15 protein-coding genes are annotated in these 14,126 nt (G+C 73.7%); 2 read left to right on the forward strand and 13 right to left on the reverse strand.

Annotated elements, in window-relative coordinates:
• Positions 1 to 3: 3 nt before the first annotated feature.
• The 8 genes from ACZ7BZ_RS31785 to ACZ7BZ_RS31820 form a co-directional block, all read right to left on the reverse strand.
• Positions 4 to 351 (reverse strand): sodium:proton antiporter, encoded by a 348-nt coding sequence (locus ACZ7BZ_RS31785; protein WP_380451972.1) that lies wholly within the window; start codon positions 349 to 351, stop codon positions 4 to 6.
• Positions 351 to 1,103, reverse strand: coding sequence for an MnhB domain-containing protein (locus tag ACZ7BZ_RS31790; protein WP_470361351.1), 753 nt, complete (start codon positions 1,101 to 1,103; stop codon positions 351 to 353). Before ACZ7BZ_RS31790 ends, ACZ7BZ_RS31785 begins: the two co-directional genes overlap by 1 nt.
• Positions 1,100 to 1,387: a Na(+)/H(+) antiporter subunit B gene (locus ACZ7BZ_RS31795; protein ID WP_470361352.1), complete on the reverse strand. Its 288-nt coding sequence runs from the start codon at positions 1,385 to 1,387 to the stop codon at positions 1,100 to 1,102. The genes ACZ7BZ_RS31790 and ACZ7BZ_RS31795 overlap by 4 nt, the downstream gene beginning before the upstream one ends.
• On the reverse strand, positions 1,384 to 1,686 hold the full coding sequence (locus tag ACZ7BZ_RS31800; protein WP_470361353.1) for a cation:proton antiporter: 303 nt from the start codon (positions 1,684 to 1,686) through the stop codon (positions 1,384 to 1,386). The genes ACZ7BZ_RS31795 and ACZ7BZ_RS31800 overlap by 4 nt, the downstream gene beginning before the upstream one ends.
• A gap of 44 nt (positions 1,687 to 1,730) precedes the next feature.
• Positions 1,731 to 2,021, reverse strand: a complete 291-nt coding sequence (locus tag ACZ7BZ_RS31805; RefSeq protein WP_465740931.1) for a monovalent cation/H+ antiporter complex subunit F — start codon at positions 2,019 to 2,021, stop codon at positions 1,731 to 1,733.
• Positions 2,018 to 2,470, reverse strand: a complete 453-nt coding sequence (locus ACZ7BZ_RS31810) for a hypothetical protein (protein ID WP_470361354.1) — start codon at positions 2,468 to 2,470, stop codon at positions 2,018 to 2,020. The genes ACZ7BZ_RS31805 and ACZ7BZ_RS31810 overlap by 4 nt, the downstream gene beginning before the upstream one ends.
• Before the next feature lie 287 nt (positions 2,471 to 2,757).
• On the reverse strand, positions 2,758 to 3,081 hold the full coding sequence (locus ACZ7BZ_RS31815; protein ID WP_470361355.1) for a plasmid stabilization protein: 324 nt from the start codon (positions 3,079 to 3,081) through the stop codon (positions 2,758 to 2,760).
• 2 nt (positions 3,082 to 3,083) lie between these two features.
• The gene (locus tag ACZ7BZ_RS31820) at positions 3,084 to 4,160 is read right to left on the reverse strand and encodes an SDR family oxidoreductase (RefSeq protein WP_470361356.1); all 1,077 of its coding nucleotides are present in this window, start codon (positions 4,158 to 4,160) and stop codon (positions 3,084 to 3,086) included.
• A 123-nt stretch (positions 4,161 to 4,283) separates the two neighbouring features.
• On the opposite strand from ACZ7BZ_RS31820, the gene ACZ7BZ_RS31825 reads away from it, so the two are divergent.
• Both ACZ7BZ_RS31825 and ACZ7BZ_RS31830 read left to right on the forward strand, forming a co-directional pair.
• Positions 4,284 to 4,970, forward strand: a complete 687-nt coding sequence (locus ACZ7BZ_RS31825; RefSeq protein ID WP_470361357.1) for an HAD family hydrolase — start codon at positions 4,284 to 4,286, stop codon at positions 4,968 to 4,970.
• A gap of 7 nt (positions 4,971 to 4,977) precedes the next feature.
• Complete coding sequence (locus tag ACZ7BZ_RS31830; RefSeq protein WP_470361358.1) at positions 4,978 to 5,706, forward strand: class I SAM-dependent methyltransferase; 729 nt, start codon at positions 4,978 to 4,980, stop codon at positions 5,704 to 5,706.
• Positions 5,707 to 5,725: 19 nt separating this feature from the next.
• Here the strand turns inward: ACZ7BZ_RS31830 and ACZ7BZ_RS31835 are convergent, their stop codons facing one another.
• The 5 genes from ACZ7BZ_RS31835 to ACZ7BZ_RS31855 are packed head-to-tail and all read right to left on the reverse strand — an operon-like array spanning position 5,726 to position 14,022.
• Positions 5,726 to 7,528, reverse strand: a complete 1,803-nt coding sequence (locus ACZ7BZ_RS31835) for a glycoside hydrolase family 15 protein (RefSeq protein ID WP_470361359.1) — start codon at positions 7,526 to 7,528, stop codon at positions 5,726 to 5,728.
• Positions 7,515 to 8,624 (reverse strand): enolase C-terminal domain-like protein, encoded by a 1,110-nt coding sequence (locus ACZ7BZ_RS31840; RefSeq protein ID WP_470361360.1) that lies wholly within the window; start codon positions 8,622 to 8,624, stop codon positions 7,515 to 7,517. The genes ACZ7BZ_RS31835 and ACZ7BZ_RS31840 overlap by 14 nt, the downstream gene beginning before the upstream one ends.
• Positions 8,621 to 9,145, reverse strand: a complete 525-nt coding sequence (locus tag ACZ7BZ_RS31845; RefSeq protein ID WP_470361361.1) for a DUF1360 domain-containing protein — start codon at positions 9,143 to 9,145, stop codon at positions 8,621 to 8,623. The genes ACZ7BZ_RS31840 and ACZ7BZ_RS31845 overlap by 4 nt, the downstream gene beginning before the upstream one ends.
• 2 nt (positions 9,146 to 9,147) lie before the next feature.
• Complete coding sequence (locus tag ACZ7BZ_RS31850) at positions 9,148 to 12,231, reverse strand: FAD-binding and (Fe-S)-binding domain-containing protein (RefSeq protein WP_470361362.1); 3,084 nt, start codon at positions 12,229 to 12,231, stop codon at positions 9,148 to 9,150.
• Between the two features lie 3 nt (positions 12,232 to 12,234).
• Positions 12,235 to 14,022 (reverse strand): thiamine pyrophosphate-requiring protein, encoded by a 1,788-nt coding sequence (locus tag ACZ7BZ_RS31855; RefSeq protein WP_470361363.1) that lies wholly within the window; start codon positions 14,020 to 14,022, stop codon positions 12,235 to 12,237.
• Between the last annotated feature and the right edge of the window lie 104 nt (positions 14,023 to 14,126).

Consider the following 14,126-nt stretch of genomic DNA (forward strand, 5'->3'; position numbering starts at 1 on the left):
CGATCAGCCCTTGAGACCGGTGAGGGCCTGGGGGTCGACGGTGTGGTGGCGTTTGCGCAGCTGGATGGTCAGGGCGAGGAGCAGTGCGGTGACGGTGGCACCGACGACGACGTCGGTCAGGGCCAGGGCCTGGACGACGGGGTCGACGACCGGGCGGGTGCCGGGGGTGAGGTCCGAGTAGACGGGGGCGGTGGCGCCCGTGCGGTAGCCGACGGCGAGGAGCAGGAGGTAGGTGGAGGACTGGGCGACGGCCAGGCAGCCGATGGCGTGGATGAGGTTGCGGCTGGTGACCAGGCCGTACAGCGCGATGAGCAGGACCCATCCGGCGGCCAGGAAGACCCACGTCCCCATCAGCTGTCTCCGATCTCGTGCTGGTCGGGGTCGGTGAGTTCGACGGCTTGGTCGAGGAAGTGCGCGAGCAGGGCGATCAGGCCGCAGGCGACCTCGATGCCCACGGCCGCGTTCAGGACCGGAACGGTGCCGCCGGAGGTGATGGTGTTGAAGGTGCCCAGCGGCAGCACGTTCTTGAGGAACGCGCCGCCGGCGATCAGCCCGGCCAGGCCGACCAGGCTGTAGGACGCGGCGGCGAGCGAGTCCGCGACGTCCAGGACGGCCAGCGGGCGAAGCCTCTTCAAGGCGCGGTAGTCGGCGGCGACGTAGGCCAGATGCAGGGCGGTGGCGAGGACGACGCCGCCCTGGAAGCCGCCGCCGGGGCTGAGCTGGCCGTGCGCGACGACGTACACGCCCACGACCAGGGCGACGGGCAGCAGCAGGCTGCCGAACAGGCGGGTGGTGGGCATGACCCGTTCGGCTTCGGCGCGGCGGTGGCGTTCGTCGCGGGCCCGGCGCAGCAGCAGGGTGGCACCCAGGACGGTACCGAAGAGGATGGACTCCTCGCCGAGGGTGTCGAAGGCACGGACGTCGAAGTTGACGGAGGAGACGACGTTGGCGGTGCGCCGGTCGAGGGCCGCCGCCACCGCCCGCTGCCCGTAGGGGTGGCTGTCCGTTCCGAACGGTGGGAGCTGGGTGCACGCGGCGGTGAAGAACGCGGCGATCACGGCAGCGGCCGCCAGGAACACCAGCAACCGGGTGCGGGCCGTCACTTCTGCTCCCCGTCGTCGCCGGTGGCGCCGGGGTCGTCGGTGCGGGTGGAACGGCGGGTGGCCTTGCGGACGGTCAGCAGGATCAGCAGCGGGGTCAGCGCGGTGCCCACGGCCAGCTGGGACAGGGCCACGTCGGGGGCCTGGAGGACCGTGAACAGTACCGCCAGGCCCAGGCCCAGCACGGACAGGACGACGGCCTGGCGGGCCGGGTCACGCGTGAGGACCGCGACCGTGGCGGCGATGACGACGAAGGCGACGGCGACGCCGATGAGCCACTGGTTCACACCCCGCTCCCGTCGTCGGCCCCGGCCTGGCGGGCGGCGCGTCCGATGGCCATCGTGGTGACCGTCCCTCCGACGGCGAAGACCAGGCCGATGAACAGCGTCTTGGCGGCTCCCCGGCCGATCCCCTGGTCGAGGGCGACGGCCGCGGCGATCAGCGGCAATCCGGCGCAGGACGCGGGGGCCAGGGCGTGCAGGCGCATCAGCGTGCCGCGCAGCCGCAGCACCGCAGCCGCCGACAGCAGCACGCACCCCACACCGGCCCACAGCAGGACCAGCACGATCACATGGCGCGGCGTCAATCCGGACTCCCTCCCGCGCCCGTGGCGAGCGGCGCGCGGTCTTGTCAGGTCTCGGGCGTGGAATCGTGCGAGCGGGTGTGGTGCCGGTGGCCCGCGACGAAGCGGGTGAAAACCAGGGTGCCGGCGGGGGCCAGGACGGCCAGCATCAGCGCGAGGTCCTGGTAGGAGGAACGGTCGTACGCCATCGGCAGCAGCAGGAACACCGCGCCGACCGACGTCGACAGCAGCGACGCCCCGAGCAGCCGGCGAATCGCGGTGCCGCGCGCCGCCACCCACAGGCACACCGGTGCCGGGCCTCCCAGCAGGACCAGCGCGGCCGCGCTCCAGGCGTTCACGGCGCCGCTTCCGGGCGGGCCACGGCCTCCTCGACCGGTCCGGCACCGGGGCGCAGGGCGTGCACGACGACCTCGTCGTCGTTCGGGACGTCGATCACGCAGGTGTCCGGCGACGCGGCGATCAGCGCGCCGGCCCAGGCGGCCGCCGCACCGGGGCGCAGCCTCACGCGCCGCACTCCGGCGGTCGGCGTGGTGACCAGGTCCGCCACCAGTACGGCGAGCCCCCGCAGGACGGCGCGTGGCAGGACGAGGAGTGCCCGCCCCGCGCCCCGGCCGCCCGCGATGCGGACGCCGGCGGCCCGGCGCATCTGCTGTGCGGCGAGTCCCCCGCCCAGGGCGGCGGCGCCTGCCACCGCCATCTCGACGGGTGACACCGAGCTGATGAGGACAACCGTCAGTCCGGTCAGCACAGCACCCCACACCACGATCTCCGTCAGCCGGGCGAGCACCGGACCTCCTGTCGTCCTCGGGCGTTGGCCATGGCCGTCCGCTTGGCGGCACCCGGCGGGTCCACGGACCGGCCGTGCCCCGCGGCCTCGGGTCAGTCGGGAGGCTCCGGCGGGCGGGGCTGCCCGGGCTGCGGCGGATCCGGTGGCACCGGAGGCCTGACCGGCTCCGGCGGACCGGGCGGCTCCACGGGTTGGGGCGGGCCCGGCGGCTGCGGGGGCCGGGGCGGGGGAGTGGGGGTGATGTCGGGGTCGGGCGGCACGGGAACGGTATCCACGGTCACCAACTCCTAACGGCCCAGGGCGTGTTCGAGCTGCTTCTTGTTCATCTTCGAGCGGCCGTGGATGTTGCGTTGCTTGGCCTCGTTGTACAGCTGCTCCTTCGTGGGGCCCTGCGCACCGCTGTGCGAGCGCAGCCCGCCCCGGCGGGAGGAGGACATGTCCTTCAACGAGCTGCGACTCGCGGTCTTCGACTCCCCGTGTCGCGCGCGTTCCTTGTTCACCGTGCGGGCGGCGATCTCCTCGGCGCGCCTCTCGCTCTCGCCGCGCTCCAACGCGCTGTCCTTGATGTGCTCGTACTGCCGCTCCCGTTTGGGGCTCGATCCGCGGGGCATGGTCAGAAACTCCTGTCCGATCGCTGCGGGGCGCGTGCTCCCCGCATCCGTGAGAGGAACCCTTTGCCGGCGGCGGGCAAACCCGCTTGCACCCGTGTGGCTGCGTGCCGCACCGCGTCGGCGAGGCCGCCGAGGGCGTGCGCCGCCTGCTGCTGCCGACTGCGCCCGCGGGCCCGGTCGTCGAACCGGCCGTGCGCGCCGAAATCGCGCTTCGTGTCGACCGGTTCGAACAGGTTGTCCGGGTCCGCGGCCCGCCGGCTGCGGTCTTCCTGCTGGGAGCCGAACCCCGTTCTGGCCAGGTAGCGGTCCAGCAGCCCGGGCACGATCGCGTTCGCCACCAGGGTGGCCACCGTGCTGCCGCCGACCCAGTACTCGCGCCGCCCGGGGTGATCGGCCGCGAACAGGACGGCGCGGGCGGCGACCTCGCTCTGGTAGATCGGCGGCACCGGCTGGGCCCGGTTGGGCAGCCGGGAGCGGACCCAGTCGAACTGCGGGGTGTTCACGGCCGGCATCTGCACCATCGTGGTGCGCACCCGGGTGCCGGAGGCGAGGAGTTCGCACCGCAGGGCCTCGTTGAAGCCCTGGATGGCGTGCTTGGCTCCGCTGTAGGCGCTCTGCAGGGGGATGCCCCGGTAGGCGATGGCCGATCCGACCTGCACGATCGACCCGCGGTCGCGCGGCAGCATTCGCGCCAGCGCGGCGCGGGTGGCATACACGTATCCGAGGTAGGTGACCTCGGTGACGCGCCGGAACTCCTCGGTGTCGATCTCGGTGAAGGGCGCGAAGACGGAGGCGAACGCATCGTTGACCCACACGTCGATCGGCCCGAGTTCGGCCTCGGCCCGTTCGGCGGCGGCCTCCACCGCGCGGGCGTCGGCGACGTCCGCCTCGATGGCGATGACCCTGTCGGCACCTGCCTCCTCGGCTTCGCGCACCGCGCCGTCCAGGCCTGCCCGGCCGCGGGCGATCAGCGCGAGCCGGTCCCCGCGGGCGGCGAACGCCACCGCGCAGGCACGTCCGATGCCCGCGCTGGCCCCGGTGATCACGACGGTTCGGCGTGCGGGTTCCACAGCTTCCATGCTGCTGCGGGTTTCCCCAACGCGGCGCGGTAAACGGGGCGGGTGCCGTGCGGTGCCGATCGGTGGGACGTAGCGTCGAAGGACGGGCCGGCCGGTCCGGGGCGGAAGCCAAGGAGGTGTTCGATGTCGGCCGCAGCGCTGTTCGATGTCGACGGCACGTTGCTCGACACCAGTTACCGGCACACCATCGCGTGGAGCGAGGCGCTCGCGCAGTTCGGTCACACCCCGGCGATGGCCCGTATCCACGGGGCGATCGGGATGGGCGGCGGTCAGCTCCTGGACCATCTGCTGGGCGAGGACCGCGACCGCGGCGAGGACGAGGCGATCAGCGCGGCGCACCAGGCGCTGTTCGCCCGCTTCTGGCCCTCGTTGCGGGCCTTCGACGGCGCGGCAGAGCTGCTGCGGGCGCTGAAGGGGCGTGGCTGGACGATCACCCTCGCCTCCTCCGCCTCCCGGCGGGACCTGGAGGTGATGCGCCGCGCACTGGACGCGGACGACGCGATCGACCACGCCACCAGCGCCGACGACGTGGAGGCCAGCAAGCCCGCCCCCGACCTGGTCCGCGCCGCCCTCGCCAAGTCCGGAGCCGAACCGGGGCAGGCGCTGTTCGTCGGCGACACCCCCTGGGACGTGCAGGCCGCGGGCCAGGCGGAGGTGGTGTGCGTGGCGGTGCTCTCGGGGGGCTTCGGCGAGCGGGCCCTGCGCTCGGCGGGTGCACTCGAAGTCCACCGGGACGTCGCCGACCTCCTGGCCGGCCTCGATGGCAGCGCACTCGCGGAACCGAGCCGCTTCACGGGTCGAGGCCGGTAGCCCGGGCGTGTGCGGCACCGGCGGCTACGCGGTCACCGCGGAGTTCTTCGACCTCCTTCAGGCCGAGACCGACCGCCGTCTGGCCGAGCGCCGCTTCACCGAGGCCGCCGCCCGCGCCCGGCACGCGATCCTGGACGTCGGCGCGGGCACGGGAATCGTCACCGACGTCCTGCTGCGGAGATCGAGCGTGCCCGTCCACGCCGTGGAGCCGGCCCCCGCCATGCGCGCCGCCCTGCTGTCGCGCCTGGCCCACCTGGGCGCGGACCAGCGCGCTCGCGTCACCGTGCACCCCGAAGCCGTCGCGGCGGCGGGGCTGGCCGCCGTGGCGGACCTGGCTGTCGCCTCCAACGTGATCGGATGCCTGGACCCCGCCACGAGGCGCTCCACCTGGCGGGCGATCTCGGCAGCCCTCCTGCCGGGCGGCCTGCTCCTGTTCGATCCTCCGCCCGCCCACCTGCCTGCCGGGTGCGAGGCGGTGGGCCGGCTGGGGCCGGTGCGGGTGGGCCCGGACCTGTACAGCGCAGAGGTCACCCGCCGGCCCTTCCGCGGCATCCTGCGCATGGTCTTCACCTACCGCGTCGAACGGGAGGCGGAACTGCTGCGCGAGGCCCGGGAGACGTTCGACATGTGGCCCGCCCCACCCGAGCAACTCGCCGAAGAACTCCACGCCCAGGGCCTGCACCTCGTGCGGGCCCCCAGCTCCGACCTCATGGCCGCACGCCGCCCCGGCGCATGACACCGACGGGGCCGCGGCGTCAGGTCGTCGGATCACCGGAGGCGAGTCGGGCGGCGGTTTCGAGCATCATCGCGTGGACGAAGGTCTGGGGAAGGTTTCCGCGCAGCTGGCGCTGGGCGACGTCGAACTCCTCCGCGTAAAGGCCCGGTGGTCCGCAGGCGGCGCGGTTGCGCTCGAACCAGCGCACCGCCTCGATGTCGTCGTGCTGTTGGTGCTCGGCCAGGGCCATGGCGAAGCCGCACAGCAGGAAGGCGCCTTCGGCGTCTTCGAGGGGTCGCTGGTCGTGGCGGAACCGGTAGACGTAGTGGTCCTGGGCGAGGTCGGCGCGTACCGCGTGCAGGGTGGCGATGGTGCGGGGGTCCTCGGCGGGCAGGGCGCCGCGCAGGGCGGGCATCAGCAGGGCCGAGTCCACGCCGCTGTCGGTCGCGGAGCGTTGCCAGCGGCCGGAGGGGTGGAGGCACTCTGCGGACGTCTCGGCGATGATCCGGTCCGCCAGTGCTTCCCATGACCCCGCCCGTGCGGTGGAGGCGCGCGGAGCGGCCTGGGCGATCGCCCGCAGGCCCGCTGCGCAGGTGAGGCGGCTGTGGGCCCAGCGGTCGTCGTGGAGTTCCCAGATGCCGGCGTCCGGCTCCCGGTGGCGGGCGGCGATGGCCTGGGCGGCGGTCAGTGCCGCCTGCCAGCCGCCCGCGTCGAGGCGGTCGTGGCGGGCGGCTGCGGCGAGCACCAGCAGGCTTTCGCCGAACGCGTCGAGCTGGAACTGGCGGTTGGCCCGGTTGCCGACGACGTCGAAGCCGCCCGGGTAGCCGGGCAGGTCCAGGGTGCGCCGGTCGGGCACGGGGTGCCCGGTGGCGGTGTAGGCCGGGGCGAGGTCGGAGCCGTGTTCGAGGAGGCGGGCGGTGATGAACCGCACCGAGTCGTCCAGCAGCCGGTGGCCGCCGGCTGCGGCGTCGGCCTGGCCGATGTAGGCCTGGTCACGGATCCACACGTACCGGTAGTCGTAGTTGCGGCCCTGCTCGGCCCGCTCCGGCAGGCTGGTGGTGGCCGCGGCCACCGCGCCCCCGGTCGAGGTGGTCAGGCCGGCCATCACGGCGTACGCGTGCCGGGCGTCGCGGCTGCCCAGGGTGTGCGCGAGGCCCGGCACGCAGGCGGACCAGCTCTCCTGCGTCGCCCGCCACAGGTGGTCGGCCGGCTCGCTGCGGGGCAGCGGGCGGTCGGAGACCTCCAGTACGAGGTCATGGTGGGCTCCGGCCGGCAGGGCCAGCGCGCTGCGCAGCACCGTGCCGTCCGGGTGGGCGTCGGGTGCCCCGCTCCATCGCACGTGGAGGCTGCCGGCGCGGCCCGTCCACCGGCCTCGCTCGTCGCGGTGCAGCTCCCGCAGCGGGTCGGTGCCGAAGCCGGCCGCCAGGTTCAGTTCCACGTCCAGTCGGGCGTCCCCGTCGACGGCCAGGAGCCGGCGCAGTACCACGGCGCGGTGCGGGTCGCCGGGGTGGGCGAGGGCCTCGCGGCACTCCGTGATCCCGCTGGTGGTGACCCAGCGGGAGCGCCAGATCAGGGTGCCCGGTTCGTAGTAGCCGCCCCAGACGAACGAGCCGGTGGGGGTGACGCTGTACCAGCCGCGGCCGCCGATCAGGGCGGTGAACACGGCGTCGCTGTCCCAGGCGGGTGCGCACATCCACACGATGTCGCCGCGCGGTCCCACCAGGGCGCCGCGCTCGCCGTCGGCGAGCAGCGCGTAGTCCCGCAGGGCGTGCGGGGCCGGAGCGCCGGTGGTGGCGGCTGGGGGCGCCGACTCGGCCCGACCGTCGGCGTCAGGTGCGTGCACGGTACTGCTCCGCCACGTCGGCCCGGACCGTCAGGCCGAGCCCGGGCTCGCCGTCGCGGCCCGGGTGCAGGTGTCCGCCGGCCGGGTCGAGGGCGCCGTCGAAGACGAGGTTCTCGATGCGGACGTGGTCGTGGAACCACTCCAGGTGGCGCAGGTTCGGCACGGCGGCAGCGGCGTGGGCGTGGGCGTGCGGGGCGCAGTGGCCGGACAGTTGGAGGCCGTGGGCCTCGGCGAGGGCGGCGGCTCGCAGCCAGACGGTGAGGCCGCCGCAGCGGGTGGCGTCGGCCTGGAGGCAGTCGACGGCCGGGATCATGCGGGCGAAGTAGGGCAGGTCGTAGCCGTACTCACCGGCGGCGACGTCGGCGGTGACGGCGTCCCGCAGGTGGGCGAGGCCGGTGAGGTCGTCGGAGGAGACGGGCTCCTCGAACCAGGACACGCCCAGGTCGGTCAGGGCCCGGCCGATCCGGGCCGCCTGTTTGCGGGTGTAGGCCCCGTTGGCGTCGACGTAGAGCTCGGCGTCGTCGCCCACCAGGGTGCGGGCTCGGCCGGTGCGTCGCAGGTCGCGGCGTTCGTTGGTGCCCCACCCCTCACCGATCTTGATCTTGAAGCGGCGGATGCCCTGTGCTGCCCAGCCGTCGAGCTGCTCGGCCAGCCGGTGGTCGGTGTAGGTGGTGAAGCCGCCGCTGCCGTAGACGGGCACCTCGGTGCGGGCCCGGCCGAGGAGGTCGGCCAGCGGCAGGCCGAGGAGGCGGGCCTTGAGGTCCCACAGGGCGATGTCGATCGCGGAGACGGCGCCGGAGACCAGGCCGGGGCGGCCGGCGTTGCGCACCGCGCGGCTCATCGCCTCGTTGGCGGCGGGTACGTCGAGTGCCGGTCGGCCGGTCACGATGCCGGAGAGCCGGCCGGTGATCACGTCGGCGGTGGCCGGGTCGCCGTAGGTCCAGCCCAGGCCGCTCGTGTCCCCGCTGCGGGCCTGGACCAGGATCATGGTGGTGTGGTCCCAGGCGAGGGTCCCGTCCGCCTCCGGGCCGTCGGTGGGGATGTCGAGGACCCGTACCCGCAGGTCGGCGATGGTGGAGTGGTCGGCGGAGGTCATGACGTCTGCTCAGCCGCGTGCTGGGCGGCCGCGCGGGCGAACTGCAGGAAGTCGGCTCCGGCGAGTGCCGCCAGGGTGGCGGCGGCGAGCCGGGTGGCCCGCGGGGCGAAGACGGCTCCGGCGGTGAGGCCGGTGGCCGCCCACAGGCCTATGCAGAACGGGCAGGTGACCAGTTCGCCGATGGCCTTGCGGCCTCCGGTGCCGCGCACCTCCTCCTCGAGTTCGGCCGGGCCGGAGGTGCCTTCGAAGCGGGTGAACGGGGCGCGCAGCGGGCTGGTGACGGGATCCTTGGCGAGCAGGCGGGCCAGTTGGTGAGTGGCCAGCGCGCTCAGGGCGACGTCCCACGGGGTCGGGTCGGGCAGCGCGCGGCGGTCGGCCGTGGCCGCGGCCACGGCCGTGACGGCGCCCGCCGTGGCGGCGTAGAGGGCCATCAAGCCCGAGTAGCCGGCCAGCGGGCGGTCTTCGTCGCCGGCGTAGGCGCGGGCCTCGCGGTGCAGCCGCTCGTGCAGCGATGTCCACATGTCTACCTCCTGCGGGAAGGGTGGCTCCTACGGGACCGGTGGCGGTGCCGTGCGGCGAGGACCGCTCCTGCCGCCAGCCCCGCCGCCGCACCGGCCAGGCCGGTGGTGAGCAGCCTGGCCGCCGCCGGGCGCGGTCGCGGGCGGGCGACCGCCGACTCCGGGTGGGAGGCGGGCAGCGGCCCGGCCAGGGCCAGGGCGAGGGCTTCGGCCAGGTGCACGGCGGTGCGGCCGGTGTCGGCCTGGTCGATCTGGGTGCGGCAGCTGAATCCGTCGGCCAGCACGAGGGAACTCGACGGGGTGTCGCGAACGGCGGGCAGGACGCCCTGCTCGGCGATGGCCTGTGACAGGTCGTAGTGGCCCTGTTCGAAGCCGAAGTTGCCGGCCAGGCCGCAGCAGCCCTCGTCGAGGATCTTCGCGTCCAGGCCCGCGCGGTCCATCAGTTGGCGGTCCGCCCCGGTGCCGAGGGCGGCGTGCTGGTGGCAGTGGGTCTGCACGGTCGCCGCCCGGTCGAGCCGAGGTGGCTGCCATCCGTCCGGGGCGTGGTGGACGAGTTGTTCGGCGAAGGTGCGCGTCCGGGCCGCGAGCCGGGCGATGTCCAGGTCGCCGGCGAGCAGGTTCGGGGCGTCGTCCCGGAAGACCGCGGTGCACGAGGGTTCGAGGCCGATGATCGGGGTTCCGGCTTCCAGCCACGGACGCAGGACCCGCGTGGTGCGGTGCAGGACGCGGCGGGCGGTGGCGAGCTGCCCGGTGGAGATCCAGGTCAGACCGCAGCACACCGGCTCCTCGGGGACGGCGACGCGGAAGCCGGCGTCCTCCAGCACCTGGACGGCCGCTCGGGCGATGTGGGGGTGGAAGCGGTTGGTGAAGGTGTCCGGCCACAGCAGTACGGTGCGCGGATCACCCGGGTCGGGTTGCGGCCGACCGGCGCGGCGCCGGCCCTCCTGGAACGACTCCGGCGCGAAGAGCGGTGCGGCGCGGCGCGGGTCGATCCCGGCCAGCGTCTTCCCGATCCGGCCGATGACCGGGGCGTGCAGGGCGGAGTTCGCCAGTCGGGGTGCGGCCTGGGCGAGTCCGGCCCAGAGCGGGAGCCAGCCCATCGCGTAGTGGGCGGCCGGCCGGAGCCGGCCCTGGTAGTGGTGGGCGAGGAACTCGGCCTTGTAGGTGGCCATGTCGACGCCGACCGGGCAGTCGGACTTGCAGCCCTTGCAGGCCAGGCACAGGTCGAGCGCGTCGCGGACCTCGGTGGAACGCCACCCGCCGGTGACCGGGGAGTCGTCGTGGCCGCTCAGCATCTCGAACAGCAGCCGGGCCCGGCCGCGGGTGGAGTGCTCCTCCTCCTGCGTGGCCCGGTACGAGGGGCACATCACGCCGCCTTGGTGGGTGCGGCAGTTGCCGATGCCGACGCAGCGCAGCACCGCCTGGCCGAAGTCGTGGTCGTCGTCGGGATACGCGAAGTGCGTCTGCTGCGGCTGGGGCCGCCAGTCGGCCCCCAGGCGCAGGTTGTCGTCGACGCGGTGGGGGTGGACGACCTTGCCGGGGTTCATCCGGTCGCCGGGGTCGAACAGCGCCTTCACCTCGCCCATCGCCTCGACGAGTGCGGGGGTGAACATGCGGGGCAGCAGTTCGCCGCGGGCCTGCCCGTCGCCGTGCTCGCCGGACAGCGAGCCGCCGTAGGAGGCGACCAGGTCGGCGGCGTCGAAGAGGAATGACCGGAACGCCGCGACGCCCTTGCCGTCGCGCAGTTCGAACGGGATCCGGGTGTGCACACAGCCCTGCCCGAAGTGCCCGTACAGGGAGGCCTGTTGGTAGCCGTACCGGCCGAACAGGCGCTCAAGGTCGCGCAGGTAGGAGCCGAGCTTCTCCGGGGCGACCGCGGAGTCCTCCCAGCCCTCCCAGGTCTCGGAGCCGTCCGGCGGGCGGGCGGTCACGCCCAGGCCCGCCTCGCGGGCCTTCAGCATCTCCTGCTCGCGCGCGGGGTCGTCCGAGAGCGCCACCCGCGGGTCGTCCTCGTCGCGGCCGATCGCCCGCAACAGCGCGTACCCCTGCGCGTCCGCCGCCTCCTTCGTGTCACCGGTGAACTGGAGCAGCAGCCAACTGTCGCCCTCGGGCAGCCGTTCCAGGGAGTCGAGGTAGGCGTGCTCCTCGCGCATCAGCTGGGCCATCCGCCCGTCGATGGCCTCCAACTGGGAGGGCCGGCTGTGCTCCAGGAGCCGGGGCACGGCGTCGGCGGCGGTGTAGATGTCGTCGAACCCGAGGACCAGCAGCGCCTCGGCGGCCGGCACCTGGACCAGCTCCAGCTCGGCTCGCAGGACCGTGACCAGGGTGCCCTCGCTGCCGACCAGGGCCCGGGCGACGTCGAAGCCGTTCTCCGGCAGCAGGGAGTCCAGGTTGTAGCCCGAGACCCGGCGCGGGATCTTCGGATAGCCCGTGCGGATCTCGGCCAGGTGGCGGGCCACGATGTGCCGCAGCCCCTGGTAGAGCCTTGCGGTGGGGCCGCCGTCGGCCACGATCCGCCCGAACTCCTCCTCGCCGGTCGGTCCGGCCCAGAACCGGATGCCCTCGTAGGTGAGGACTTCCAGGCGGCGGACGTTGTCGGCGGTCTTGCCGTAGGCCTGCGCGGACGCCCCGCAGCTGTTGTTGCCGATCATCCCGCCCAGCGCGCAGTGCGTGTGCGTGGACGGTTTGGGCCCGAACTTCAGCTTGTGCGGGGCGAGTTGCCGGTTGAGCTGATCCAGGACGATGCCCGGCTCGACCACGCAGGTCCGCGCCTCGGTGTCGACCGAGAGCAGGCGGTTGCAGTACTTGGTCCAGTCGATGACCACGGCCTCGTTCGTGCACTGCCCCCCGAGGCTGGTGCCACCGCCCCGGGACAGCAGCGGCGCGCCGAACCGGGAGCACACGGCGACCGCCGCCGCGCCGGCCTCGACGGTGCGCGGGACGACCACGCCGAGCGGGACCTGCCGGTAGTTCGAGCCGTCGGTCGCGTACGCGCCGCGGCTGCCCGCGTCGAAGCGGACCTCGCCGTCCACCTCGGTCCGGAGCGCCCGCTCCAGCGCGGCCAGATCGACGTCCTGATGGCCGGTCATCGGTCAGTTCCCGCCGCTGCCGGGCAGGAACTCCTGGACCTTGGCCTTCACCCCTTGCCGGAGGACGGAGCCCCGGTCGCTGTCGCCCTTGAGGACGGACAGGGCGGCGGCCTTGATCTGGTCCCAGGTGGCGTGCGGCGGGATCGGCGGCACCGCGGGGTCGGTACGGAAGTCGATGACGAACGGTCGGTCCGCCGCGAGCGCCTGGCTCCAGGCCGGCCCCACGTCCTCCGGGCGCTCCACCCGGCGTCCGTGCAGCCCGAACAGCTGGGCGACGTCGGCGTAGCGCACATCCGGCAGGCTCTGGGACGGCTCGAACTGCGGGGCGCCCTGCATCGCCCGCATCTCCCAGGTCACCTGGTTCAGGTCGTGGTTGTTCAGCACCGCCACCACCAGGCGCGGATCGGACCACTCCCGGTAGTACTTCGCGGCGGTGATCAGCTCGGCCAGGCCGTTCATCTGCATCGCGCCGTCGCCGACGATCGCGATCGCGGGCCGGTCCGGGTGGGCGAACTTCGCGCCGATCACGTACGGCACCCCGGGCCCCATGGTGGCCAGCGTCCCCGACAGCGAGCCGCGCATCCCGTCGCGGAACCGCAGGTGGCGGGCGTACCAGTTGGCCGCCGAGCCGGAGTCCGCGGCCACGATCGCGTTCTCGGGCAGCAGCGAGTCCAGGGCGTGGACGACGTACTCCGGGTTGATCGGATCCGCGGACACCTCGGCGCGGCGCTGCATCACCTCCCACCAGCGGGCACTGTTGTCCTCGACGGTCTTGCGCCAGGTGCCGTCCGACTTCGGCTCCAGCAGCGGGATCAGCCGCCGCAGCGTCTCGACGGCGTCCCCGACGAGGTTGACCTCGAACGGGTAGCGCAAGCCCACCATGGACGGGTCCAGGTCGACCTGCACCGCCCGCGCCTGGCCGAACTCGGGCAGGAACTGGGTGTACGGGAAGCTGGAGCCCACCACCAGCAGGGTGTCGCAGTCGCGCATCATCTCGTACGACGCGCGGGTGCCGAGGAGCCCGATCGAGCCGGTGACGTACGGCAGGGTGTCGGGCAGAGCGTCCTTGCCGAGCAGCGCCTTCGCCACCCCGGCGCCTAGCAGGTCGGCGATCTGCTCGACCTCGGCGCGGGCGTGCCGGGCGCCCTGGCCGATCAGCACGGCCACCTTCTCGCCCGCGTTGAGGACCTCCGCCGCCCTCGCGAGATCGTCCTCGGCGGGGACGGGCGCGTAGTGGGGGAGGCCGAGGCTGGAGGGGACCTGCTTGAACGTGTGGGCCGGGGGCTCGTAGTCGAGTTCCTGCACGTCGGCCGGGATGATCACCGCGGTGACGGTGCGCCGCGTGGCCGCGATGCGCATCGCCCGGTCCAGCACGTTGGGCAGTTGGGCGGGGACGGTGACCATCTCGCAGTACTCCGAGGCCACGTCCTTGTACAGGCTGACGAGGTCGACCTCCTGCTGGTAGGAGCCGCCCATGGCGCTGCGGTCCGTCTGCCCGACGATCGCTACGACCGGGACGTGGTCGAGCTTGGCGTCGTACAGTCCGTTGAGCAGGTGGATCGCCCCCGGTCCGGACGTCGCCGCGCACACCCCGGTGCGGCCGGAGAACTTGGCGTACCCGACGGCCTGGAAGGCGGCCATCTCCTCGTGCCGCGCCTGGATGAACCGGGGCCGGTCCTCGGCCCGGCCCCAAGCGGCCAGCAGGCCGTTGATCCCGTCGCCCGGGTAGGCGAAGACGTGCTCCACCCCCCAGTCGCGCAGGCGCTCCAGCACGTAGTCGGAAACCTTCATCGCCGAACTCCTCCACGTTTCGGACCGGGTTCATCGGGCGCCGGACGGGCCCAGGCATGCGGCTAACCGCTCGCGCCTCGATGAAACCGTCACCTTGCCGGGCA

Source organism: Kitasatospora sp. NPDC036934 (assembly GCF_055608425.1).